At 64.7% G+C, this 22,007-nt stretch carries 26 protein-coding genes and 1 tRNA gene; 22 read left to right on the top strand and 5 right to left on the bottom strand.

What is annotated here, in order from left to right:
- Positions 1-71 precede the first annotated feature (71 nt).
- The 18 genes from aspS to queC all read left to right on the top strand — a co-directional run bounded on the left by aspS (position 72) and on the right by queC (position 16,209).
- Complete coding sequence (gene aspS, locus FQS62_RS17400; protein ID WP_164159197.1) at positions 72-1,823, top strand: aspartate--tRNA ligase; 1,752 nt, start codon at positions 72-74, stop codon at positions 1,821-1,823.
- 16 nt (positions 1,824-1,839) lie between these two features.
- Entirely contained in the window at positions 1,840-2,160 is a 321-nt protein-coding gene (locus tag FQS62_RS17395; protein WP_049444541.1) for a hypothetical protein, read from the top strand.
- 31 nt (positions 2,161-2,191) lie between these two features.
- On the top strand, positions 2,192-2,713 hold the full coding sequence (locus FQS62_RS17390) for a GNAT family N-acetyltransferase (protein ID WP_057500828.1): 522 nt from the start codon (positions 2,192-2,194) through the stop codon (positions 2,711-2,713).
- 75 nt (positions 2,714-2,788) lie between these two features.
- Positions 2,789-3,421, top strand: coding sequence for an esterase/lipase family protein (locus FQS62_RS17385; protein WP_057500829.1), 633 nt, complete (start codon positions 2,789-2,791; stop codon positions 3,419-3,421).
- Between the two features lie 176 nt (positions 3,422-3,597).
- Positions 3,598-4,329, top strand: a complete 732-nt coding sequence (locus FQS62_RS17380; protein WP_032128531.1) for a YebC/PmpR family DNA-binding transcriptional regulator — start codon at positions 3,598-3,600, stop codon at positions 4,327-4,329.
- Between the two features lie 105 nt (positions 4,330-4,434).
- The gene (gene ruvC, locus FQS62_RS17375) at positions 4,435-4,956 is read left to right on the top strand and encodes a crossover junction endodeoxyribonuclease RuvC (protein WP_049444534.1); all 522 of its coding nucleotides are present in this window, start codon (positions 4,435-4,437) and stop codon (positions 4,954-4,956) included.
- A 13-nt stretch (positions 4,957-4,969) separates the two neighbouring features.
- Positions 4,970-5,563: a Holliday junction branch migration protein RuvA gene (ruvA, locus tag FQS62_RS17370; RefSeq protein WP_005410756.1), complete on the top strand. Its 594-nt coding sequence runs from the start codon at positions 4,970-4,972 to the stop codon at positions 5,561-5,563.
- 49 nt (positions 5,564-5,612) lie between these two features.
- Positions 5,613-7,532: a potassium transporter Kup gene (locus FQS62_RS17365; protein ID WP_049444532.1), complete on the top strand. Its 1,920-nt coding sequence runs from the start codon at positions 5,613-5,615 to the stop codon at positions 7,530-7,532.
- Between the two features lie 334 nt (positions 7,533-7,866).
- Positions 7,867-8,907 carry a Holliday junction branch migration DNA helicase RuvB gene (gene ruvB / locus FQS62_RS17360; RefSeq protein WP_019337543.1) on the top strand — a complete coding sequence of 347 codons (1,041 nt, stop codon included), beginning with the start codon at positions 7,867-7,869 and terminating at the stop codon, positions 8,905-8,907.
- Positions 8,897-9,328, top strand: a complete 432-nt coding sequence (gene ybgC / locus FQS62_RS17355; RefSeq protein WP_049446502.1) for a tol-pal system-associated acyl-CoA thioesterase — start codon at positions 8,897-8,899, stop codon at positions 9,326-9,328. The genes ruvB and ybgC overlap by 11 nt, the downstream gene beginning before the upstream one ends.
- 10 nt (positions 9,329-9,338) lie before the next feature.
- Complete coding sequence (tolQ, locus tag FQS62_RS17350; protein WP_006438802.1) at positions 9,339-10,118, top strand: protein TolQ; 780 nt, start codon at positions 9,339-9,341, stop codon at positions 10,116-10,118.
- 24 nt (positions 10,119-10,142) lie between these two features.
- The gene (tolR, locus tag FQS62_RS17345; protein ID WP_005410751.1) at positions 10,143-10,571 is read left to right on the top strand and encodes a protein TolR; all 429 of its coding nucleotides are present in this window, start codon (positions 10,143-10,145) and stop codon (positions 10,569-10,571) included.
- Positions 10,561-11,616, top strand: coding sequence for a cell envelope integrity protein TolA (gene tolA, locus FQS62_RS17340; RefSeq protein WP_049446504.1), 1,056 nt, complete (start codon positions 10,561-10,563; stop codon positions 11,614-11,616). The genes tolR and tolA overlap by 11 nt, the downstream gene beginning before the upstream one ends.
- A gap of 283 nt (positions 11,617-11,899) precedes the next feature.
- Complete coding sequence (tolB, locus tag FQS62_RS17335; protein WP_053443406.1) at positions 11,900-13,219, top strand: Tol-Pal system beta propeller repeat protein TolB; 1,320 nt, start codon at positions 11,900-11,902, stop codon at positions 13,217-13,219.
- Between the two features lie 64 nt (positions 13,220-13,283).
- Positions 13,284-13,802 carry a peptidoglycan-associated lipoprotein Pal gene (pal, locus tag FQS62_RS17330; protein WP_005410748.1) on the top strand — a complete coding sequence of 173 codons (519 nt, stop codon included), beginning with the start codon at positions 13,284-13,286 and terminating at the stop codon, positions 13,800-13,802.
- A gap of 3 nt (positions 13,803-13,805) precedes the next feature.
- Positions 13,806-14,624: a tol-pal system protein YbgF gene (ybgF, locus tag FQS62_RS17325; RefSeq protein WP_049446507.1), complete on the top strand. Its 819-nt coding sequence runs from the start codon at positions 13,806-13,808 to the stop codon at positions 14,622-14,624.
- Between the two features lie 139 nt (positions 14,625-14,763).
- Complete coding sequence (queE, locus tag FQS62_RS17320) at positions 14,764-15,465, top strand: 7-carboxy-7-deazaguanine synthase QueE (protein WP_049446508.1); 702 nt, start codon at positions 14,764-14,766, stop codon at positions 15,463-15,465.
- Positions 15,466-15,543: 78 nt separating this feature from the next.
- Complete coding sequence (gene queC / locus FQS62_RS17315; protein WP_049441292.1) at positions 15,544-16,209, top strand: 7-cyano-7-deazaguanine synthase QueC; 666 nt, start codon at positions 15,544-15,546, stop codon at positions 16,207-16,209.
- A 52-nt stretch (positions 16,210-16,261) separates the two neighbouring features.
- On the opposite strand, the gene FQS62_RS17310 is transcribed toward queC, so the two are convergent.
- Positions 16,262-17,218: a DUF2268 domain-containing putative Zn-dependent protease gene (locus FQS62_RS17310; RefSeq protein ID WP_088480892.1), complete on the bottom strand. Its 957-nt coding sequence runs from the start codon at positions 17,216-17,218 to the stop codon at positions 16,262-16,264.
- Positions 17,219-17,396: 178 nt separating this feature from the next.
- Between FQS62_RS17310 and FQS62_RS17305 the strand changes: the two genes are divergently transcribed.
- Positions 17,397-17,472 (top strand) — tRNA-Lys (locus tag FQS62_RS17305).
- 14 nt (positions 17,473-17,486) lie between these two features.
- Here the strand turns inward: FQS62_RS17305 and FQS62_RS17300 are convergent.
- Both FQS62_RS17300 and FQS62_RS17295 read right to left on the bottom strand, forming a co-directional pair.
- Positions 17,487-18,140, bottom strand: coding sequence for a site-specific integrase (locus FQS62_RS17300; RefSeq protein ID WP_065428130.1), 654 nt, complete (start codon positions 18,138-18,140; stop codon positions 17,487-17,489).
- 72 nt (positions 18,141-18,212) lie between these two features.
- Positions 18,213-18,623: a MerR family transcriptional regulator gene (locus tag FQS62_RS17295; protein ID WP_049446607.1), complete on the bottom strand. Its 411-nt coding sequence runs from the start codon at positions 18,621-18,623 to the stop codon at positions 18,213-18,215.
- An 85-nt stretch (positions 18,624-18,708) separates the two neighbouring features.
- Here FQS62_RS17295 and FQS62_RS17290 point away from each other — a divergent pair, with 85 nt between their 5' ends.
- Entirely contained in the window at positions 18,709-19,344 is a 636-nt protein-coding gene (locus FQS62_RS17290) for a cation efflux transmembrane domain-containing protein (RefSeq protein ID WP_049446609.1), read from the top strand.
- A 64-nt stretch (positions 19,345-19,408) separates the two neighbouring features.
- Here the strand turns inward: FQS62_RS17290 and FQS62_RS17285 are convergent, their stop codons facing one another.
- Positions 19,409-19,630 carry a hypothetical protein gene (locus tag FQS62_RS17285; protein ID WP_049446612.1) on the bottom strand — a complete coding sequence of 74 codons (222 nt, stop codon included), beginning with the start codon at positions 19,628-19,630 and terminating at the stop codon, positions 19,409-19,411.
- Positions 19,631-19,911: 281 nt separating this feature from the next.
- On the opposite strand from FQS62_RS17285, the gene FQS62_RS17280 reads away from it, so the two are divergent.
- Positions 19,912-20,241: a hypothetical protein gene (locus FQS62_RS17280; RefSeq protein ID WP_268922182.1), complete on the top strand. Its 330-nt coding sequence runs from the start codon at positions 19,912-19,914 to the stop codon at positions 20,239-20,241.
- A gap of 466 nt (positions 20,242-20,707) precedes the next feature.
- On the opposite strand, the gene FQS62_RS17275 is transcribed toward FQS62_RS17280, so the two are convergent.
- Positions 20,708-21,172 (bottom strand): hypothetical protein, encoded by a 465-nt coding sequence (locus FQS62_RS17275; protein WP_159054967.1) that lies wholly within the window; start codon positions 21,170-21,172, stop codon positions 20,708-20,710.
- Positions 21,173-21,477: 305 nt separating this feature from the next.
- Between FQS62_RS17275 and FQS62_RS17270 the strand changes: the two genes are divergently transcribed.
- Positions 21,478-21,777 (top strand): hypothetical protein, encoded by a 300-nt coding sequence (locus tag FQS62_RS17270; RefSeq protein ID WP_080354844.1) that lies wholly within the window; start codon positions 21,478-21,480, stop codon positions 21,775-21,777.
- Positions 21,778-22,007 lie beyond the last annotated feature (230 nt).

The following is a 22,007-nucleotide window of genomic DNA, read 5'->3' as shown; positions in this document are numbered from 1 at the left end:
GCCTCGGCCGCAGAATACGAGGCTTTCCGGCCCCCATCCGGTGCCGGCGTTCTCCAGCGGAGCTTCCCCCCATGCGTACCCACTTCTGCGGCCTGGTCGATGAGACCCTGATTGGCCAGACTGTCACCCTCGCCGGCTGGACCGACGTGGCCCGTAACCAGGGCGGCGTCTGCTTCATCGATCTTCGAGATCATGAAGGCATCGTGCAGGTGACCGTGGAAGTCGACAACGCTGAAGTGTTCGCCGTGGCCGCGTCGCTGGGCTACGAGGACGTGCTGCAGGTGGAAGGCGTCGTGCGTGCCCGCCACGCGGTGAACGACAAGATGCGCACCGGCAAGGTGGAAGTGATCGCCACCGCCATCACCGTGCTGAACAAGGCCGCGCCGCTGCCGTTCCACGCCCACGAGAACCCGGGCGAAGAAACCCGCCTGAAGTACCGTTACCTGGACCTGCGCCGCCCGGAAATGCAGCGCATGCAGCGCACCCGCATCAAGCTGGTGCAGGCCCTGCGCCGCCATCTGGACGAGAAGGGCTTCCAGGATATCGAGACCCCGATCCTGACCAAGGCCACTCCAGAAGGCGCGCGCGACTTCCTGGTGCCGGCGCGCATGCACCCGGGCGAGTTCTACGCCCTGCCGCAGAGCCCGCAGCTGTTCAAGCAGATCCTGATGGTGGCCGGCTTCGACCGTTACTACCAGATTGCGCGCTGCTTCCGCGACGAGGCCCTGCGTGCCGACCGCCAGCTGGAATTCACCCAGCTGGACATGGAATTCGCCTTCGTCCGCGAGCGCGACGTGCAGGACTTCGTCGAAGACATGATCCGCGCCATCTTCAAGGAAGTGGTCGACGTTCAGCTGGATGCCAGCTTCCCGCGCATGACCTGGGCCGAGGCGATGCGTCGCTACGGTTCGGACAAGCCGGACCTGCGCATCGCGCTGGAGCTGGTGGACGTGGCTGAACTGGTCAAGGACAGCGAATTTGCCGTGTTCACCGGCCCGGCCAATGATGCCGAGGGCCGCGTTGCCGCGCTGCGCATCCCGGGCGGTGCAGCGCTGAGCCGCAAGCAGATCGATGAATACGCCGCGCATGCCGCCAAGTACGGCGCCAAGGGCCTGGCCTACATCAAGATTGCCGACAACGGCGAAGTCAGCTCGCCGATCCAGAAGTTCTTCAGCGAGGAATCCTTCGCCGCGCTGGTGGCCCACGTCGGCGCCGGCAACGGCGACATCGTGTTCTTCGGCGCCGGTGGCTACAACAAGGTCTCCGACTTCATGGGCGCGCTGCGCCTGAAGGCCGGCAAGGACTTCGGCCTGGTCGCCGACGGCTGGGCGCCGCTGTGGGTCACCGACTTCCCGATGTTCGAGTGGGACGAGGAAGAACAGCGCTACGTCGCCCTGCATCACCCCTTCACCGCACCGGCCGTGGACGACATCGCCGACCTGCGCGCCAATGCCCGTACCGCCGTTTCGCGCGGCTACGACATGGTGCTCAACGGCAATGAGATCGGCGGCGGTTCGATCCGTATCCACCGTCCGGACATGCAGAGCGCGGTGTTCGAGCTGCTGGGCATCGGTGCCGAAGAAGCCCGCGCCAAGTTCGGCTTCCTGCTCGACGCGCTGAACTACGGCGCGCCGCCGCACGGTGGCATCGCCTTCGGCATCGACCGCATCGCCGCGCTGATGGCCGGCACCGAGTCGATCCGCGACGTCATCCCGTTCCCGAAGACCACCGGTGCACAGGATCTGATGACCGACGCGCCGTCGCCGATCGTCGACGCGCAGCTGGCCGAAGTGCACATCCAGGTTCGCCCCAAGACCAACTGATCAGGAGATCCAGGCAATGACCGAGTTTGCGTTTTCGCTGGAGTGGGAAAAGCTGGGCAATGAAGGCTCCGAGGCCAACCTGGTCACCGAGCGTGCACGCGTGTTCGGTGGTTGGCTGGTCCGCGTCGGTACCAACCCGTCGGCCATGGCCCTGACCTTCGTCGCCGACGGCGAAGGTCGCTGGGACGGTGAAGACTTCGGCGTCGAGGATTACGAAGACGACGAAGAGGAAGAATACGACGAGGACGAAGAAGGCGAGGAAGAAGAGGACGAGGACGAAGAGGAATACGAGGAAGAGGACGAGGAAGAAGAAGCGGAATCGCCTGAAAAGGCTTGACCCGCGCTTCGCCCTGACGTCAACTTCCTGCATGTATTCGATCCGCCGCGCCACCGTGGACGACGCGCCGACCCTGTCGGCGCTGGCTGCCCGCACGTTCACCGAAACCTTCGGCCATCTGTATCCGCCGCAGGACCTGCAGGCCTTCCTTGAGGAGGCCTACACGGTCGAGCGCCAGCGCGTGATCCTGGCCCACCCCGATTACGCGGTGTGGCTGCTGGAGCTGGACGGGGAGGCGGTCGGCCATGCCGCCGCCGGCCCCTGTGGCCTGCCGCACCCGGACGTGAAACCCGGCGACGGCGAACTCAAGCGCCTGTATTTGGTCAAGACGCAGCAGAGCTGCGGCTGGGGCAGCCGGCTGCTGGAAACCGCGCTGGCCTGGTTGGAACGCGACGGCCCGCGCACGCTGTGGCTGGGTGTGTGGTCGGAAAACTTCGGTGCGCAGCGCTTCTATGCCCGCTATGGATTCGAGAAGGCCGGCGAGTACCTGTTCCCGGTCGGTGACACCCACGATCTTGAATTCATCCTGCGCCGCGCACCGCGCGCGGCCTGACGTTCACCGCCGCTTGCTGCGTGCGCGTGTTCAATTGCCGTACGTTCCTGCCCCGATGACCGCCAGGCTGTTTGCATGACTCCCCCCGTATTGCTGCTGCATGGCATCTGGAATGCCCGCGCCTGGGTCGGGCCGCTGGCCTGGCGCCTGCGCGCGCGTGGTTTTCAGGTGCACGCGTTCGGTTACTCCTCGGTGTTCGGTGGCCCCGACGTAGCCGTGCCGCAGTTGCTGGAGCGGCTGGCCGATGCCGGTCCGTTGTCGCTGGTCGGCCACAGCCTGGGTGGATTGCTGGCGCTGGAAGCGCTGCGCCGCAATCCGCAGCTGCCGGTACAGCGCGTGGTCTGCCTGGGCTCGCCGCTGCGCGGCAGTGGTACTGCGCGTTCGTTGTCCGAGCACGGCTGGGGGCTGGCGCTGGGGCGCAGCAGCGAGTTGCTGCTGGATGGCCTGCCGGACTGGCAGGGCAAGGCCGAAGTCGGACTGATCGCCGGCTCGGTACCGCATGGGCTGGGCAGCCTGCTGGGGGCCATCGACGATGCCTCCGACGGCACCGTGGCACTGGCCGAGACCCGCCTGCCGGGGCTGGCCGACCATTGCGTGGTGCGCACCAGCCACAGTGGCCTGGTGGTGTCTCCCGATGCCGCGCGGCAGACCGCGCATTTCCTGCGCCACGGCCAGTTCGACCACAGCCGCGACGCGGCGGCGGCATAAGAGCGGGGCAGGCGGGGCCGCCCTGTAGAGCCGAGCCCATGCTCGGCTGCATTCCGTCGGGCCCATTGAGCCGAGCATTGGCTCGGCTCTACAACAATACGGGCCTAGACACGGTTGCCGCCCCCGATCAGGTAGAATCCGCGCCTTGATCCTGAAGCAGCCAGACGGTAGCACCCATGGGTAGAGGCCCCTCCATCGAAGCCCGCAAGAACGCGTCCGACGCGAAGCGCGGCAAGATTTTCACCAAGATCATCCGCGAGATCGGCGTGGCCGCGCGCGGCGGTGGAGGCGACCCCAACAACAACCCGCGCCTGCGCGTGGCCGTGGACAAGGGCCTGGCCGTGAACATGTCCAAGGACGTGATCGAGCGCGCCATCAAGAAGGCTACTGGTGAACTGGAAGGCGTCGATTACGAGGAAATCCGCTACGAGGGTTACGCCCCGGGTGGCGTGGCCGTGATCGTCGATTGCCTGACCGACAACCGCGTGCGCACCGTGGCCGATGTCCGCCATGCGTTCAGCAAGTGCGGCGGCAACATGGGTACCGAAGGCTCGGTGGCCTTCATGTTCAAGCGCCTGGGTGTGCTCAGCTTCGCACCGGGTGCCGACGAAGAAGCCATCACCGAAGCGGCCATCGAGGCCGGCGCCGACGATATCGTGGTCTATCCGGATGACGGTTCGATCGACGTGGTCACCAGCCCTGACGCGTTCAACGCGGTCAAGGACGCAATGGCCGCCGCCGGCCATGTCGCCGACCACGCCGAGATCACCTTCCGCGCGGACAACGACATCAAGGTCGAGGGCGAGGTCGCTCTGCAGGTCAAGAAGCTGCTGGACATGCTTGAAGACCTGGACGACGTGCAGGACGTGTATTCCAACGCCGAACTCGGCGCCGACGCCTACGCCTGAGCCGTCCTCGACGGCCTGGGCGCGGGCCGTTGAACGGTCACCGCGGACAGTCATGAGCCCATACGCCTGCCAGCGCTTCCCGTTCCGCCCCGCCAGGAGTGCAGCATGACCCGCATCCTCGGCATCGACCCCGGTTCGCAGCGGACCGGGGTCGGCATCATTGATGTCGATGCCACTGGCAAGGTCAGCCACGTGCATCACCAGCCGCTGGTGCTGCTGGGCGCCGACGACTTCCCGCAGCGCATGAAGCTGCTGGTGCTCGGCCTGGCCGATCTGTGCCGGGAATACCAGCCCAGTGAAGTGGCCATCGAAAAGGTGTTCATGGCCCGCAACCCCGATTCGGCGTTGAAGCTGGGCCAGGCCCGTGGCGCGGCGATCTCGGCCGTGGTCCTGCGCGACCTGCCGGTGCACGAATATGCCGCCAGCGAGATCAAGCTGGCGGTGGTCGGGCGCGGTGGCGCCGAAAAGCAACAGGTTCAACACATGGTCGGGCTCATGCTCAACCTGAAAACCAAGCTGCAGGCCGACGCGGCCGACGCGTTGGCCGTGGCAATCACCCATGCCCACGTAAGGGCGACGGCCAACCGCCTGGGGCTCAGTGCCCGCCAGGCCTGGGGCCGCAAATGAGGAGCTGCACGCAATGATCGGTCGACTGCGCGGCATCGTCGCCTACAAGGCGCCGCCGTGGCTGGTGGTGGACGTGAACGGAGTGGGCTACGAGCTGGAGGCGCCGATGAGCACCTTCTACGACCTGCCCGAGCTCGGCCGCGAGGTCACCCTGTATACCCATTACTCGCAGAAGGAAGACAGTGTTTCGCTGTACGGCTTCCTGCGCGAAGGTGAGCGGCGCCTGTTCCGCGATGTGCAGAAGGTCAGTGGCATCGGCGCAAAGATCGCGCTGGCCGTGCTGTCCGGCGTCACCGTCGAGGAGTTCGCGCGCATGGTCCAGGCCGGTGACATCACCGCGCTGACCCGCATTCCTGGCATCGGCAAGAAGACTGCCGAGCGCATGGTGCTGGAGTTGCGCGACCGCGCCGCCCAGTTCGGTGCAGGCGGCGCGCTGCCCACCGGCAGCGGCCCCGCGCCGGCCGATCCGCTGTCCGACGCCACCGTGGCGCTGCAGCAGCTGGGCTACAAGCCGGCCGAAGCGGCACGCATGGCCCGCGACGCCTTCAACGAAGGTGACGAAGTGGCCACCGTGATCCGCAAGGCGCTGCAGTCCGCGCTGCGCTGAGCCGCGTCTCTTTCCCTCAACGAACCGCCTGAGCTTCGCCAGGAGACCCATGTCCAGCAGTCAAACCCCGCACGCAGCCGCCCCCGGCGGACATGGCCACGCCCCCTCTGCTGGAGGACTGGCGCTGGTCATCGGTGCGATCGGCGTGGTCTTCGGCGATATCGGTACCAGCCCGCTGTACACCCTGAAGGAGGCGTTCTCGCCACACTACGGGCTCAACAGCGACCACGACACCGTGCTGGGCGTGCTGTCGCTGGCGTTCTGGGCGCTGAACCTGGTGGTGACCCTGAAGTACGTCACGATCATCATGCGCGCCGACAACGATGGCGAAGGCGGCATCATGGCGCTGATGGCGTTGACCCAGCGCACGCTGCGCAACGGCTCACGCTCAGCCTATGTGGTGGGCATCCTGGGCATCTTCGGCGCCTCGCTGTTCTTCGGCGACGGCGTGATCACCCCGGCGATGTCCGTGCTCAGTGCGGTTGAAGGCCTGGAGGTGGCCGCGCCCGGGCTGCATGTCTTCATCGTGCCGGTCACGCTGGTGGTGCTGCTGGCAGTGTTTGCCGCGCAGCGCTTCGGCACCGAGAAGATCGGCAAGGCGTTCGGCCCGATCATGGTGATCTGGTTCCTGTCGCTGGCGGCGATCGGCGTCTACAACATCGTCGATGCGCCGGAAGTGCTGAAGGCCTTCAATCCGTGGTGGGGCATCCGCTTCTTCATGGAGCATGGCTGGCATGGCATCTTCATCCTCGGCGCGGTGGTACTGGCGGTGACCGGCGGTGAAGCGCTGTACGCGGACATGGGCCACTTCGGCCTGCGCCCGATCCGTCACGCCTGGTACTTCTTCGTGCTGCCGTGCCTGGTACTGAACTACCTTGGGCAGGGCGCGCTGGTGCTCAATCACCCCGAGGCCCTGAAGAACCCGTTCTTCGAGGCGGTGCCGTCGTGGGCGCTGTACCCGATGATCATCCTGGCCACCATGGCCGCGGTGATCGCCTCGCAGTCGGTCATCACAGGCGCATTCTCGGTCTCGCGCCAGGCCATGCAGCTGGGCTACATCCCGCGCATGCGCATCAAGCACACCTCGCACGACACCATCGGCCAGATCTACATCCCGGGCATCAACTGGGGCATCGCGGTGATGGTGTTCGGCCTGGTGCTGGCCTTCCGCAGCTCGTCCAACCTGGCCGTGGCCTATGGCATCTCGGTGTCGGCCACCATGCTGATCGACACCCTGCTGCTGGCCGTGGTGGCGCGCACCTTGTGGCCGAAGTCGCGTGGCTGGCTGTTGCCGCTGTGCGTGGTGTTCTTCATCATCGACCTCGGCTTCGTCATCGCCAACGGCGCCAAGCTGCTGCAGGGCGCCTGGTTCCCGGTGGTGCTGGGCATCTTCCTGTTCACCATGATGCGTACCTGGCGCCGTGGCCGCGAGCTGCTGCGCGATGAGATCCGCAAGGACGGCATCCGCCTGGATACCTTCCTGCCGGGCCTGATGCTGGCACCGCCGGTACGCGTACCGGGCACCGCGGTGTTCCTCACCGCCGACCCGACCGTGGCCCCGCACGCGCTGATGCACAACCTCAAGCACAACAAGGTGCTGCACGAGCGCAACGTGTTCCTGCACGTGGAAACCCTGCCGATCCCGTATGCGATGGAAGGGCAGCGGCTGAAGATCGAATCGGTGGGCGACGAGTTCTACCGCGTCTACGTGCGCTTCGGTTTCATGGAAACCCCGGACGTGCCGCTGGCGCTGATGCGCTCGTGTGACCACGGCGGCATCTACTTCGACCCGATGGACACCACCTTCTTCGCCAGCCGCGAAACCATCGTGGCCACCGCCAACCGCGGCATGCCGATCTGGCGCGACAAGCTGTTCGCGCTGATGCACCGGAATGCCGCGCCTGCGACCGGCTTCTTCCGGATTCCGGGCAACCGGCTGGTGGAGCTGGGCGCGCAGGTGGAGATTTAATCTCCACCGTCGATTCATCCAGAGATCCATGCACGCATGGCGTGGATCTACCGTGCCGACCAACGGTCGGCACCAACCAAAGCAGAACGCCGTTCCGACAGACCGCAGGAAACTGTCGAAGGCGGGGTGGGTCCGGTTGCGGGGGTGTCCGCGGCATGGATGCCGCGGCCAAGCCCCCAAGGACGGGTTCACGGCGTCCCCCGCGACCGGACCCACCCCGCCATCCCCAGTAGATTCGCAATTGACGTTGACGTTGACGTTGACGTTGACGTTGCCTCTGCGGGTGCCGGGCGCAGCCCGGCCGAAACCCGTACTTTTGCCGCATAATCAGCACATGACCGACGACCGCATCATCGGCGCCGGCGCCACCCGCGAGGATGACGCCGCCGACGCCAGCATCCGCCCCAAGCGCCTTGCCGACTACCTCGGCCAGGTGCCGGTGCGCGAGCAGATGGAAATCTACATCCAGGCGGCCAAGGGGCGTGGCGACGCGCTCGACCACGTGCTGATCTTCGGGCCGCCCGGCCTGGGCAAGACCACCCTCAGCCATGTCATCGCCAACGAACTGGGCGTGGCCCTGCGGGTGACCTCCGGTCCGGTGATCGAGAAGGCCGGCGACCTCGCTGCGCTGCTGACCAACCTGCAGCCGCACGATGTGCTCTTCATCGACGAGATCCATCGCCTGTCGCCGGTGGTCGAGGAAGTCTTGTACCCGGCGATGGAAGATTTCCAGATCGACATCATGATCGGCGAGGGCCCCGCCGCCCGCTCGATCAAGATCGACCTGCCACCGTTCACCCTGATTGGCGCCACCACCCGTGCCGGCCTGCTGACCGCGCCGCTGCGCGACCGCTTCGGCATCGTCCAGCGTCTGGAGTTCTACAGCGTCGAGGAGCTGACCCGGATCGTGCGCCGCTCGGCGGCCATTCTGGCCATCGACTGCACCGCCGATGGGGCAGGGGAGATCGCGCGCCGCGCGCGTGGCACCCCGCGTATCGCCAACCGCCTGCTGCGCCGCGTGCGCGACTACGCGCAGGTCAAGGCCGGCGGCCACATCGACGAGGCCGTGGCACAGGCTGCGATGCAGATGCTGAAGGTCGACCCGGAGGGCTTCGACGAGCTTGACCGCCGCCTGCTCAAGACCATGGTCGACTACTTCGATGGCGGCCCGGTCGGCATCGAATCGCTGGCCGCGGCACTGTCCGAAGAGCGCGGCACGCTGGAAGACGTGGTCGAGCCGTACCTGATCCAGCAGGGCTTCCTGGTGCGTACCGCGCGCGGCCGCATGGCGACTCACAAGGCCTACCGGCACATGGGCCTGAAGCCGAAGAATCCGCCGCAGGACCTGTTCGCGGAGGTTCCCGATGTCGGTTGAGCCACTATTCAGTTGGCCGACACGCATTTACTGGGAAGATACCGACGCAGGTGGCGTGGTCTACCACGCCCGCTACGTGGCCTTCATGGAACGGGCCCGGACCGAATGGATGCGTGCGCTGGGCTACGGCCAGGAGCGCATGCGCGCCGAGCATGGGATGGTCTTCGCGGTGCGCTCGATGCAGATGGATTTCATCAAGCCGGCACGGCTGGATGACACCCTGCAGGTGAGCGCACGCCTGGTCCAGCTGAAGAAGGCCAGCATGGTCTTCGACCAGCAGATCCTGCGCGACGGCGAGCTGCTGCTGTCGGCGCAGGTCCGCATCGCCGCACTGGAAGCGGCCAGTTTCCGCCCGCGCGGCATGGACGAGGCCGTCCTTGCCGTGCTGCAACCCCACCTCCACCCCGAATCCGAACATTGAGGAACAACGGATGATCGCAACGCTCCTGGCCCTGCAGGCCACGGTCACCGAGGCACTGCCGGCCGACGTCAGCAACGCCGCGACCCAGACCCTTGCCCAGGCCACCACCGGCGGCGGCATCAACTACCTCGAACTGATGGCCAAGGCCAGCCTGCCGGTGAAGATCATCGTGCTGCTGCTGCTGGTCGGCTCGTTCGTCAGCTGGGTGATCATTTTCCGCAAGGCCCGCGTGTTCAAGCAGGCCACCCGCGAAGCCGACGAGTTCGAGAACCGCTTCTGGTCCGGCGCCGATCTGGGCAAGCTGTACAGCTCGGCCACCGACCGCAGCCGCAATGTCGGCGGCCTGGAAGCGATCTTCGAAGCCGGTTTCCGCGAATACACCCGCCTGCGCGACAAGCGCCGTCTGGATGGCCGTGCGCAGCTGGAAGGCGCGCAGCGTGCCATGCGCACTACCTATACCCGCGAAGTGGACCAGCTTGAGCGCAACCTGGAACTGCTGGCCAACATCGGCTCGACCGCCCCGTACGTGGGCCTGGTCGGTACCGTGTTCGGCATCATGGTGACCATGCACGACATGATCAGCAGCGGTGCGCAGGCCGGCATCGCCGCCGTCGCCCCGGGCATCTCCGAAGCCCTGTTCGCCACCGCCATCGGCCTGTTCGTAGCGATCCCGGCGGTGTGGGCCTACAACCGCTTCACCACGCGCGTGGAGCGTATGTCGGTGCGGTTCGAGACCTTCGCCGAAGAGTTCAGCTCCATCCTGCAGCGCCAGAGCGCTGGCGACGAGTAAGCGCCTGACCCGGGAGTCCAAGCCATGTCCGCTGCCATCGGTCGCCGCAAGCGCCGCAAGCTGAAATCGGAAATCAACGTCGTTCCCTACATCGACGTCATGCTGGTGCTGCTGATCATCTTCATGGTCACCGCGCCACTGCTCACCCTGAGCTTCGACGTCGACCTGCCGCAGTCCAACGCCAAGGCGCTGGAGAGCAAGCAGGACCCGGTGATCGTCTCGGTGCGCCAGGACGGCCAGCTCAGCCTGAAGCTGCCCGACGCCAAGGAGCCGACCGCCGTGTCTGCCGAGGAACTGGAAGGGCGCCTGGCCGGCATCGCCGCCCAGGACAAGGGCGTGCGCGTGATCGTCGCCGCCGACCGCGCCGTGGCCTATGAAAAGGTCATTGCCGCGATGGACGTGATCAAGCGCGCCAAGGTAGACAAGGTAGGCCTGGCCACCGATGCACGCTGACGCCCTGCCACCCCCGCATCAGCGCGAACCCGGCTGGGGCCTGCCCCTGGCGCTGGCGTTGCTGGTGCACCTGCTGGTCGCGCTGGTCTTCATCGTGGCCTGGCTGTGGTCGCCCCAGCGCAACACCGATGCCGCCGCCGGTGATCCGTCGGTCGAGGCCAGCCTCGCGCTGTCCGCGTCCGAGGCCTCCGCTGCACGCCAGGCCCTGCGCCAGTCGGAAAAGCTGGAGGACCTGCCGCCGCCGGTCGCCGAGCCGATCCCGGTGCCGGAAGACACCATTCCGCCGCCGCAGCCGATTCCCGAGCCGCGCCCGCAGGATGCCCCCACGCCCCAGCAGCAACAGGCGCAGGAGCGTGTCGCACAGCCGGATACCAAGGACCAGGAAGCGGTGAGTGCGCTTGCCATCTCCCAGGAGAAGGCCAAGCAGGAACAGGAAGCCAAGCGCCGCCAGGAGCAGATCGACCTGACCGAACGCAAACGCCAGGAAGAAGCGGAGCAGAAGCTGCGCCTGGCCAAGCAGCAGGAAGCGGACGAGAAGAAGAAGCAGGCCGAGCAGGAGCGCGTGGCCGCTGACAAGGCCGAGGCCGAGAAGCAGAAGAAGATCGCCGAGATCCGTGCCCGCCGCGAGCAGGCCGAGAAGGAAGCCAAGCTGGCCGAGCAGAAGCTGCGCCAGGTGGCCGCCGCGCGCAATGCCGCCGGCAGTGCCGCTGCAGGTTCCAGTGGTGCCTCCCAGCCCGCCGCCGGCGGTGGTGGCAACAGCGACGATCTTTCGGCCAAATATGCTGCAGCGATCCAGGCCAAGGTGCTGTCGCAGTGGGTGCGCCCGGATACGGTGCCGCTGGGCCAGCGCTGCCAGATCACCATCACCCAGATTCCGGGTGGCACGGTGATGCAGGCCAAGGTCAGCCCGAACTGCCCCTACGACGAGGCCGGCAAGCGTTCGATCGAGGCCGCCGTGCTCAATGCGCAGCCGCTGCCGTACCGCGGCTTCGAGTCGGTGTTCGCGCGCACGCTCAACTTCACCTTTACCGCCCAGGATCGCTGAGGCGGGCAGGGCAGGGTGGCTCCCGGCTACCCGCGCCCACGGATGTCGCACTTGCCTCTGGCAGGCCCGGTCTCGACCGGGCAGGCTGTGGGCTGCTGTCGAACACCGTCCTGTGGGGCGGTGTGACCTGGGCAGACGGTGCGATGTTAGCCACGACGTTAACGGTGCGTGAGAGGACGGGCTGGAACTGACCCGGAATTCACGTACCCTTGGTTCATGATTGCGAAGCGGTTCACTTCCGCTTTGCTATCCCTCGTTCCGGTTTCCCCCTATTGAGCGCTCCATGAAAAAGATGCCTCGCTGGCTTGCCGTGTTTGCGGCCCTGTTGCTGCCCTTTGCTGCCGTCGCGCAGCAGAAGGGGCTGGATATCGACATCATCGGCGGCAATGCTTCCGCCCTGCCGATCACCATCGTGCCGATGCCCTACCAGGGTTCGGCGGCTGCACCGCAGACCGACGTCGCCGGCGTGGTCCGCGCCGACCTCGAGCGCTCGGGCCAGTTCCGCACGCTGCCGGAAGCGCAGATCGTCGAAAAGCCCGTGCGTGGCGGCGACATCCAGTTCGCCACCTGGCGCGCGCTGAAGCAGAACTACATCGTGGTCGGCCGCGTGCTCGACGCGGGTGCCGGCGCCTACCGCGTCGAATACGAACTGTTCGACGTGCCCAAGGGCGAGCGCCTGCTGGGCCTGGCGATGACCGCCCGTGGCAATGCCATGCGCGATGTTGCCCACCAGATGGCCGACGCCATCTACGAGAAGATCACCGGCATCCGTGGCGCCTTCTGGACCCGCATCGCCTACGTGACCGCCAGCGGCAAGGGCGACGCCATGCGCTATGCGCTGATGGTGGCCGACTCCGACGGCTACAACCCGCAGACCATCGTGCGTTCGGCCGAGCCGCTGCTGTCGCCGTCGTGGAGCCCGGATGGCAGCAAGCTGGCCTACGTCAGCTTCGAGCGTGGCAATTCGGCCATCTACATCCAGAACATCGGCACCGGTGCGCGTGAGCTGGTCACCAGCTTCCGCGGCATCAACAGCGCCCCGGCGTTCTCCCCGGACGGCCGCAAGCTGGCCCTGACCCTGTCGCGTTCGGGCAATCCGGAAATCTACGTGATGGACCTGGGCAGCAAGCAGCTGACCCAGCTGACCAACCACTTCGCCATCGATACCGAGCCGACCTGGGCACCGGACGGCAGCGCGGTGTACTTCACCTCCGACCGTGGTGGCCGTCCGCAGGTCTACAAGGTCGGCGCGGGCGGTGGCAGCGCCGAGCGCGTGACCTTCCAGGGCAACTACAATGCCAAGCCCTCGGTCTCCTACGACGGCAAGAAGATCGCCGTCGCCCAGGGCTCGGGCAACAGCTACAAGATCGCGATGATGGACAGCTCGCTGGGTTCGCCGCGCTGGAGCACGCTGTCCCCGGGTTCGCTGGATGAATCGCCGAGCTTTGCGCCCAACGCAAGCATGGTGTTGTATGCCGCCCGCGAAGGTGGCCGTGGTGTTTTGTATGCCGTCTCGGCCGATGCGCGGGTCCGCCAGCGCCTGGTCCTGGCCGATGGTGATGTGCGCGAACCGGCATGGTCCCCATACCGTACCCAGCGCTAAAAGAGTGTTAATATTTTCGTTGTCTTGAACCCCTCATCGGCCTAGGAGCCACAAAGGTATCGCCATGAACAAGTCCACCCGCGTTCTGCTTGTTTCCCTGCTGTCTGTGGCCGTCCTGGCCGGTTGCTCGAAGAAGGTGAAGGAAGAGCCGGCAGCCCCGGTTGACACCGGCACCTCGACCACCACCCCGACCGGTCCGTCGACCTCGGGCCTGTACGGCCCGGGCGACCTGGACACCGACGCTTGCCTGCGCCAGCGCGTTGTCTACTTCGACCTGGACAAGGAAGACGTGAAGCCGGAATTCCAGGCCATCATGGCTTGCCACGCCAAGTACCTGCGTGACCGTCCGTCCTCGCGCATCACCCTGCAGGGCCACACCGACGAGCGCGGTTCGCGCGCGTACAACCAGGCCCTGGGTGAGCGTCGTGGCAACGGCGTCAACTCGGCCCTGCAGGCCAACGGTGGCTCGGCTTCGCAGCTGACCGTCGTTTCCTACGGTGAAGAGCGTCCGGTCTGCACCGAGTCGAACGAGTCCTGCTGGTCGCAGAACCGTCGCGTCGAAATCGTCTACACCGCGCAGTAATCCATGCGCATTGGCATCAAATTGATGCTGGTCGTTGCGGCAGCCCTTGTGGCTGCCGCACCGGCGCATGCACAGCGACAGAGCCTGGCTGACCGTGTCGGCGCGCTCGAGCAGCAGATGTACAACAACAGTGCCAACCAGGACCTGTTGAACCAGATCAATCAGCTGCGGCAGCAGGTCACCAGCCTGCAGGCCTCGATCGAGCAGTTGCAGCACGACAATGCCCAGCTCAAGCAGTCCGCCCAGGATCAGTACCTGGATCTGGACAGCCGCCTGAACCGGTTGGAAGGGGGCAATGCCGCCCCGGCCCTGCCGCCCGTTCCGGCGAGCGCGCCGAAGGCCGCTCCGGCCCCGGCAAAACCCGCAGCGGCGGCCACTTCCGAGCGGCCGCCTTCCGTCCATGGTGATGCCGGCAGTCTTGCCGCCACCGGCGATGAGCGGACCTCCTACAACGTCGCCTTCGATTCGCTGAAGGCCGGCAAGTACGATGATTCGGCGCAGCTGTTCCTGAGCTTCCTGCAGCTGTACCCGAACGGCGTCTACGCGCCGAACGCACTGTACTGGCTGGGCGAGAGCTACTACGCCACCCGCAATTTCCCGATGGCCGAGACCCAGTTCCGCGAACTGCTGTCGCGCTATCCAACCCACGACAAGGCCGCTGGCGGCCTGCTCAAGATCGGCCTCTCGCAGTATGGCGAGGGCAAGGTCGACCAGGCCCAGCAGACGCTGGAGACCGTCGTGGCGCAGTACCCGGGCTCGGACGCCGCGCGCACCGCGCAGGACCGTCTGCAGTCCATCCGCCTCGGCAAGCAGATCCGCTGATCCGCTGACCGGGCGTACAATGCGTACCCTGGCGCTGGGCTGATTTCCGGCAGCCTCCTGTAGAGCCGAGCCCATGCTCGGCTGCTTTCGTTTCCGGCGCCGATAAATCGGTGGCCCGTCCCATGAAGAATTGTTTGCCATGACCGCCGTTACTCCGTCCAACGCCGTCGCCACCCCCAGCGACATCGTGCAATCGCCACTGCCGCGCCTGAAGATCACCGAGATCTTCACCTCGCTGCAGGGCGAAGCCGATACCGCCGGCTGGCCGACCGTGTTCGTACGCTTGACCGGCTGCCCGCTGCGCTGCCAGTACTGCGATACCGCCTATGCCTTCCATGGCGGCACCTGGTGGGACATCGACGACATCGTGGCCGAGGTGCTGGCCCAAGGCGTGCGCCACGTCTGCGTGACGGGCGGCGAGCCGCTGGCGCAGAAGCGCTGCCTGGTGTTGCTGCAGAAGCTGTGCGATGCCGGCATGGATGTCTCGCTGGAAACCTCCGGTGCGCTGGACGTCAGCGCGGTAGACCCACGCGTATCGCGGGTGGTCGACATCAAGACCCCGGGTTCGGCCGAAGCGGCGCGCAACCGCTGGGAAAACCTGCCGCTGCTGACCGCACGCGACCAGATCAAGTTCGTCATCTGCAGCCGCGAGGACTACGACTGGGCCAAGGCCCTTCTGGTCGAGCACGATCTGGTCAAGCGCTGCACCGTGTTCTTCTCGCCCAGCAAGGGCGAGATCACCGCGCGGCAGCTGGCCGACTGGATCGTCGAAGACCGGCTGCCGGTGCGCTTCCAGATGCAGTTGCATAAAATCCTGTGGAACGACGAGCCGGGCCGATGAGCCCAGGCAACGTTCCCTGATGTAGCTCCGGCGCGGGACAGCGTGCTGGCTTTCCCCTCCCAACCGGATGTTTTTCCCATGAAGAAGGCAGTCGTGCTTCTCTCCGGCGGCATGGATTCAGCCGCCGTCATCGCCATGGCCCAGGAACAGGGCTTCGCCGTGCATGCGCTGAGCGTGCGGTATGGCCAGCGCCATACCTCCGAACTGGATGCCGCCGCCCGCGTGGCCAAGGCCCAGGGCGTGGTCGCGCACAAGACCGTGGACGTGGACCTGCGCAGCATCGGCGGCTCGGCACTGACCGACGACATCGACGTGCCCGAGGCCGGCGGTGCCGGCATCCCGGTCACCTACGTGCCTGCGCGCAACACCATCATGCTGTCGCTGGCGTTGGGCTGGGCCGAAGTGCTCGGTGCCAACGACATCTTCTGCGGCGTCAACGCCGTGGATTATTCCGGCTATCCGGACTGCCGCCCCGAGTTCGTGGCCGCGTTCCAGGCGCTGGCCAACCTGGCCACCAAGTCCGGCGTGGAGGGGGCGGGCATCAAGGTGCATGCGCCGCTGCAGTTCCTCAGCAAGGGCCAGATCGTCAGCGAAGGCGTGCGCCTGGGCGTGGACTTTGGCTTGACCGTGTCCTGTTACAACGCTGACACCAACGGCGCCGCCTGCGGCCACTGCGACGCCTGCCGCCTGCGCGCGCAGGGCTTCGCCGAAGCCGGCGTGCCGGACCCGACGCTGTACGCTTGATCGCGCAGTCACTCCCTCGGTGGGTGCGAACCGTTGGTTCGCACTCCTTGGTCTACCGGGCCTGCAACCACCCCGACGCTTCAATAAACGCCCGCACCGCACTCGGATCGGCATAGTCCAGCTGGATCATCCGCGCGATGCCGGCTCTCTCGTCGGCCTGCTGGCGCATGTAGTCCTGCGCGATACGGTAGCCGGCGTAGTAGCCCAGATCACTCACGCCGAACGCATTGCTGGCGCTGTTGTACAGCCAGTTGTCCAGGTTGTTCCCGTCCATCTCGGCAATGAAGCGCGTGCGGATTTCCGCTTCGTGCGCGGGCCCGTAGCGATACATCGGCAACGCCGGCCGACGCCCGCTCAGCCGTTCGGCCACGTACTCGGCAACGCCTTCGCGCACTGCGTACTGGGCCACGCTGCCGCTGGTTTCGCGCTGCTGGGTATGCACGTACTCGTGCAGGTTATTTTGCGCGTTGTTCGCACCGGGGCGGCTGTCGTAGAAGATCCGCAGGCGGCTGCGCATCGGCTCCGGCAGCTCGCTCACGTCCACGCCCTCATCGCCCAGCGCCATCTCCGCGCCGATCAGCACCTTGTCGCCTAGTGTGGTGCCACCGGTGCGCAGCACACCGACTGCGTAGGTGACCGTCGCGGGCGCCAGAGCCGGGTAAAGTTCCCGGAAGGCGGCCAGATCCCGTTCCAGTGTGGCGCTGGCCTCCTGCGCATCGGCGGTGAGCGGTCGCACCGAAGCCCAGAAGCGCGGCCAGGCCCGCATGGCCGCGGCGTATTCGCGGGCAGTGTAGTTGCGCACCTGCATCAGTGCATGCAGGCCGGGGCTGCCCGGATCGATGTAGCGCTCTTGCACGAGTGCGACCTGGCGCTCGACGTCGGGCTCGGCGCGCACAGCGTCATAGGTGGCCCAGAAGCGGCCGATGTCGTCGGTGACTACGTGGGACGGGGCGGACAGTGCCTTGCAGGGCAGCAGAAGGGCGGCAATGAGGCAGAACGGCAGGCGCATCCGTGGCTCCGGGCAGGAATCACAGCTGGGATGCGTCGGATGCCCGGAAGGTTTAAGCGGGCTCACCAGATCGGGTAGTGCCGGCCGCTGGCCGGCAACCTCGACGCACCAGGGTTTCACCCGGCCCGGCAAAGTAGGGTAGAATGCCCACCCCGCCGAAAGGCTGGGGCAGTGCAATGGGCCGTTAGCTCAGTCGGTAGAGCAGAAGACTTTTAATCTTTTGGTCGAAGGTTCGAATCCTTCACGGCCCACCAATTGCATCAACGACTTAGGCGCCATCAATGGCGCCTTTTTCTTTTCGTCCTGAAAACGATCCTGAAAAGTCAGGGAGCGACGCAGGTTTCACGACCGGCAATCGATGGTCGTATCGATCTCGCATGGCTGCACTCTTGTGGCCGCCGTCCTCCGGCTTCTCACTGTCAGTGATGCCGCGATGCTTGAGGCCGTGCAGGGTGAATTCCTCCCCCGGCTTCAACAGTGGATCCTCCCCGCTAGTAGCCAAATCCATTAGCCGCTGCCAAGCGGAATCAAGTCCGGATTTGGTCAGCGGCAAGCCCTTCTGGCTTACCACTAGTGGGCGCTTATCGGGCTGCAATTGCACTGGCCTTTTGTGGCGTTCCATCGCCTCCTTGCGAAGTCCATCCAGGACATTCCACGAAAGGCGTAGATCATCATTCCATTCGGTCACATTGTCCTTGCTGCCCTTGCGCCGTTTGCAAACACTGCCAACCTCGGTGTTGTTCGCATCTGTCAGCGTGACAGCCTCAATACCGCGCAGGCGGCATAGGTAGGTGATGACCATCAGCGGAGCGAGATACGGAGCAACGCTACCCTCTGTGTGAGCCTTTCGGCTGGCCGGGGCTACGGCGGACAGGAGGGCGGCGCACAGCGCCAAGGCAAGCGGATGGGACAGCTGGGTCATGGGTCGTCAAGGCGGCAAGGCCGCGCGGTGGCGAAGTAGCCCGGCGTTGTAAACCTTGATGCGACTACAAGGTCAAGCGGCAGGCTGCGGCTGAAGGGCTTCCAGCACCCTGCAATCAGCTACGCGGCCGCCCGGGCAATTGCCGATCATCCGCTCCAGCTCGCCCTGCAACGCCTGCAGGTCCTGGATACGGCGCGTGATGTCTGCGATGTGCGCTTTCACCACATCGTCCACCGAACTGCACTCGTGCTCTCGCTGTTCACCAAAGGCAATCAGCTCGCGGATCTGTTGAATGGAGAAGCCAAGCTCGCGGGCGCGGCGCACGAACGACATACGCCTCTGGTCCTGCGCGCCGTAGTAGCGGTAGTTGCCCTCCGAGCGCAACGGCGGCTGCAGCAGGCCGATCTTTTCATAATAGCGGATGGTTTCGGCCTTGGTGCCGGTCTGGCGGGCCAGCTGGCCGATGGTGAGGTGGCTGGGCATGAGCTTGACCTTGTAGGGGCTACAGGGTTGATAACGACTCTCCCACCCCTTTTCAAGCCCGGCCACAGCCTGGCGGGAGACACCCATGGACCACTGCTGCGGCCACAAGCGCCAGGAACTGGAAGCGCTGGCCCTTCACAGTGCGCAACGGCGCGTACTGGTGGCGGTACTCATCATCAACCTGGCGATGTTCTTCATCGAGTTCGGCGCGGGCATTGTTGCGCGCTCGAGTGCCCTACAGGCCGATGCAGTGGACATGCTGGGCGATGCGATCGTGTACGGCCTGAGCCTGTGGGCAGTGAATCGGGGCGCGCGCTGGGAGGCTGGTGCAGCCCTCGCCAAGGGGCTGCTTATTCTGGCCTTCTTTGTCTTTATCGTGGTGGAGGTGGTCAGCAAGCTGATCCACGGCGTGCGTCCTTCCAGTGGCTTGATGCTGGGGTTCGGAGCCATCGCGCTGGTGGCCAATCTGGTGTGCCTGACACTGCTGTGGCGGTTCCGCGCGCTCAACATCAACATGAAAAGTACCTTCGAGTGCTCTCGCAATGACGTCGCCGCCAACATCGGTGTACTGGTGGCTGCCGGTGGCGTTGCGCTGACCGGAAGCGGCTGGCCGGACATCGCAGCAGGCACGGTGATCGCTCTGCTCTTCCTGAAATCTGCATTGGACGTGATTGGCGAGGCGTGGCCGGCATGGCGAACCGCCAGGGCGGTGCAACGCTGAGTTCACTAAAGAAAAGCCCGAGAGCAGGGGACGGTGGTAGGCATTGACCGTCGCCTACTCAGACTCAGAAATCACTTGGGTCGTACAGATCGAGATGCGGCTTTGCTCCGGCTAGGCCGAGCGCTCCATTGAGCGCGTGCATAGTCGTCCAGATCCCGCCGCTTCCGTCATAAAGAAAGCGGATGCCGCATCCGTCGGCCCATCGGATCACAGTGGCAAGCCTAGGCCTCTTGCCCGGCTGGCAGAGTTCCTGCAGGTCATTAAATTGGAGGATTGCCTTGCTCATGCCGATAGCTCATCTGGCGCTGAACGTGCGCACTTCATTGAAGCACTTAGACAGTCTCTCCTTAAGCGGATAGAAGCCATTCGTAGGTGCCTCCGGCTCTGTGCAAGCGTGGAGATCAAGCAGCGCCGATTGGGCATTACGATATATCCTCCTGCCAAAAGGGAGAAGGAAAGCGATAGAGAAGCCAGCACCCAAGTGGGTACTTCGATGTGGGGTGGTCAGATTGTAGATCCGCGTATCGTGGGTGATACTCAGATCACCCATAAGGGAGAGACAGGCCGTTGAGCGCCCCCATGCTTCCAAGAATCGTTGGTTTCGATGTGCCACAGCTACATGAGCGCGTCGATTCCTCTACTGATGAGGCCATCATTGCGTTGTTGGATCTTGCGCCGGGTGTCCGCTGGACTGAGCTCTTCGTGAGGAAGTGCGACGCGCTGGCGTCTCAGCTCTCCCTGGCGGAAGTCCGGGTTGAAGGCTCGAAGATCTACTTCTACGGGTCAATCAGCGACTCAAGAGCGCTCGCCGATGCGGTCATGTCCATCGTTCACGTGCTGAATGATCAGCTCATGCGAGAAGGGAACGACGCAGCCTCGCGGGAAGAAGACTCCTAGGAGCAAGAGAGACGCGACCAGCATTGGCCTGCGATCTCCGCTGCGCCAGGGTGACCGCGCAGACTGGATCGGGCCGCAAGTCTGCCCTCCAGGTCACCCAGCCATTCTGCGCGCGTTCCGTGCGGATCTCTGATGTAGATGTCACATGCGAGCCGGATGACCGGGTCAACTTCATGGCGGAAGCTAATGGCGGGTAGCGCACCGGAGTTGAATGCCAATCCCCAATGCGTGAGTTCACGTTCGACGTCAACGAAATCCTTGTTCCTCTTGCGTTCCATGTCCTTCTCCTCTTAGAGCTGCACTGTACACCCTTAGAATCGGCGGCCTGTTCATGGCGCTTGTTCATACTGATGCCAATCGGGCACGGCTGCGTAACATGCTGGGGGCCATTGTGGGGTGGCAGCAGATGGCTGCATCGGAGTAAGACATGAACAACACTTCCCAGAACCAGAGCGACAGTCGCAACTCAGATGCCGATAAGAAGCATCCGGGTCAGCAGGGCCAAACAGACGGGAAGGATCTCGGCGATGAGGATTTGGCCGGAAAGCAAGGGCAGCAACAGCAGCAGCCGAACGGCACTGAGCCTGGGCAGCCAGGCCCTGGTCAGGCCCAAAAGGTCAGTGTCGATCGCGACGATCGTCGTTGATGCATAAGAGGTGGCCGCGCCAAGCGCGGCTCCTTCCGTATCAACAGGATCGCCAAAATGTCGTCCCACGCTCAAGCTGTGAACTTGATGACGAAGATCATGTATCAATCGCGCCCGGCGACCACCACGACGATGGCTCAGTGCCGGACCTGCCAAGGGGAAAGCCCTGGAGGAATGGAATGTGCGCGGTGTTTGACTGAAAAGCTGGGAAGGGTGATTTCGAATAGAGGCGCTGCTCTTTGCTGGCTTGAGTCGTTCCTGAAAGTTCAGCGAGACGAAGCACACGTGTTCATATGTGCAAAGAGAGTTGATGCGTCAGCGTTGTAGTAGTCGCATTCCGACCTGACATTGTGCAAGCGTATGCTCGGTACATCTAGGAGCAACGCTATGAATTTCCCGATATGCATCTACGATCGAACGGGTACTGGGCTCCGGCTTCCTCCCGAGTGGTGGATTGATCTGCAGTCTGATCTCCCCGCTCTAGTGAACGGTAGTGAGCGCATAGATCTACCACTTTCTTCGAAAGATGAGCGCCCTCGCCTGAATCCTGAAGTTCTCAGTGATCTATCCAGACGAATCCGGGGCTCGCAATGGCTAGAGTAGATCCAGCTCAACCGCCAGGCGTGCGCTGGCTTTTCTTCCGACTTCGCAATGGGCAATCGATTAGCCCGGCTAGGCTAATGTCTGTCTGGTGCGAAGCTACTGAATCAACCGAGTGCGCAGTCCGCCGCGAGATCATTGACGGTGCTGGCTACGTATATGCTCTCTATGCATCAAATGGACTGCGCTCCCCCCGACGTGTGGAGCTGCGTATGAGAGCACTTCTGGAGGAAGCCGGGTATGCCTTCACGATGGGGAGCTTGGCTGGGAGACACCCGGCCGACGGCTGAGGGGCGCCGCTTCCAAGCTTAGGAACCATCATCCGATCCGTTCCATTTTCGTGGATTCGCTGCCGTCCTCGAATGCCTGCGTGTGCCTATCGAGGCTGTTGAAGAGCCCTGCCTACGCAGCAAGCAGCGCAAGCTACCGTCTCCGAGAATGTGGTCTCAGCCTATGACGGGCTATCTGGCGCACCAATTTGCTCGGTCAGAACCATCAACGATTGTTCGAAGGCTGCGGC

Source organism: Stenotrophomonas sp. SBJS02 (genome assembly GCF_020428325.2).
Lineage (GTDB): Bacteria > Pseudomonadota > Gammaproteobacteria > Xanthomonadales > Xanthomonadaceae > Stenotrophomonas > Stenotrophomonas africana.
This window is presented reverse-complemented; position numbering and strand designations above follow the sequence as displayed.

Bases quoted from the DNA above. Each gene is read 5' to 3' on its own strand.
- aspS (WP_164159197.1), top strand. From the start codon at position 72: ATGCGTACCCACTTCTGCGGCCTGGTCGATGAGACCCTGATTGGCCAG.
- FQS62_RS17395 (WP_049444541.1), top strand. From the start codon at position 1,840: ATGACCGAGTTTGCGTTTTCGCTGGAGTGGGAAAAGCTGGGCAATGAA.
- FQS62_RS17390 (WP_057500828.1), top strand. From the start codon at position 2,192: ATGTATTCGATCCGCCGCGCCACCGTGGACGACGCGCCGACCCTGTCG.
- FQS62_RS17385 (WP_057500829.1), top strand. From the start codon at position 2,789: ATGACTCCCCCCGTATTGCTGCTGCATGGCATCTGGAATGCCCGCGCC.
- FQS62_RS17380 (WP_032128531.1), top strand. From the start codon at position 3,598: ATGGGTAGAGGCCCCTCCATCGAAGCCCGCAAGAACGCGTCCGACGCG.
- ruvC (WP_049444534.1), top strand. From the start codon at position 4,435: ATGACCCGCATCCTCGGCATCGACCCCGGTTCGCAGCGGACCGGGGTC.
- ruvA (WP_005410756.1), top strand. From the start codon at position 4,970: ATGATCGGTCGACTGCGCGGCATCGTCGCCTACAAGGCGCCGCCGTGG.
- FQS62_RS17365 (WP_049444532.1), top strand. From the start codon at position 5,613: ATGTCCAGCAGTCAAACCCCGCACGCAGCCGCCCCCGGCGGACATGGC.
- ruvB (WP_019337543.1), top strand. From the start codon at position 7,867: ATGACCGACGACCGCATCATCGGCGCCGGCGCCACCCGCGAGGATGAC.
- ybgC (WP_049446502.1), top strand. From the start codon at position 8,897: ATGTCGGTTGAGCCACTATTCAGTTGGCCGACACGCATTTACTGGGAA.
- tolQ (WP_006438802.1), top strand. From the start codon at position 9,339: ATGATCGCAACGCTCCTGGCCCTGCAGGCCACGGTCACCGAGGCACTG.
- tolR (WP_005410751.1), top strand. From the start codon at position 10,143: ATGTCCGCTGCCATCGGTCGCCGCAAGCGCCGCAAGCTGAAATCGGAA.
- tolA (WP_049446504.1), top strand. From the start codon at position 10,561: ATGCACGCTGACGCCCTGCCACCCCCGCATCAGCGCGAACCCGGCTGG.
- tolB (WP_053443406.1), top strand. From the start codon at position 11,900: ATGAAAAAGATGCCTCGCTGGCTTGCCGTGTTTGCGGCCCTGTTGCTG.
- pal (WP_005410748.1), top strand. From the start codon at position 13,284: ATGAACAAGTCCACCCGCGTTCTGCTTGTTTCCCTGCTGTCTGTGGCC.
- ybgF (WP_049446507.1), top strand. From the start codon at position 13,806: ATGCGCATTGGCATCAAATTGATGCTGGTCGTTGCGGCAGCCCTTGTG.
- queE (WP_049446508.1), top strand. From the start codon at position 14,764: ATGACCGCCGTTACTCCGTCCAACGCCGTCGCCACCCCCAGCGACATC.
- queC (WP_049441292.1), top strand. From the start codon at position 15,544: ATGAAGAAGGCAGTCGTGCTTCTCTCCGGCGGCATGGATTCAGCCGCC.
- FQS62_RS17310 (WP_088480892.1), bottom strand. From the start codon at position 17,218: ATGCGCCTGCCGTTCTGCCTCATTGCCGCCCTTCTGCTGCCCTGCAAG.
- FQS62_RS17300 (WP_065428130.1), bottom strand. From the start codon at position 18,140: ATGACCCAGCTGTCCCATCCGCTTGCCTTGGCGCTGTGCGCCGCCCTC.
- FQS62_RS17295 (WP_049446607.1), bottom strand. From the start codon at position 18,623: ATGCCCAGCCACCTCACCATCGGCCAGCTGGCCCGCCAGACCGGCACC.
- FQS62_RS17290 (WP_049446609.1), top strand. From the start codon at position 18,709: ATGGACCACTGCTGCGGCCACAAGCGCCAGGAACTGGAAGCGCTGGCC.
- FQS62_RS17285 (WP_049446612.1), bottom strand. From the start codon at position 19,630: ATGAGCAAGGCAATCCTCCAATTTAATGACCTGCAGGAACTCTGCCAG.
- FQS62_RS17270 (WP_080354844.1), top strand. From the start codon at position 21,478: ATGGCTAGAGTAGATCCAGCTCAACCGCCAGGCGTGCGCTGGCTTTTC.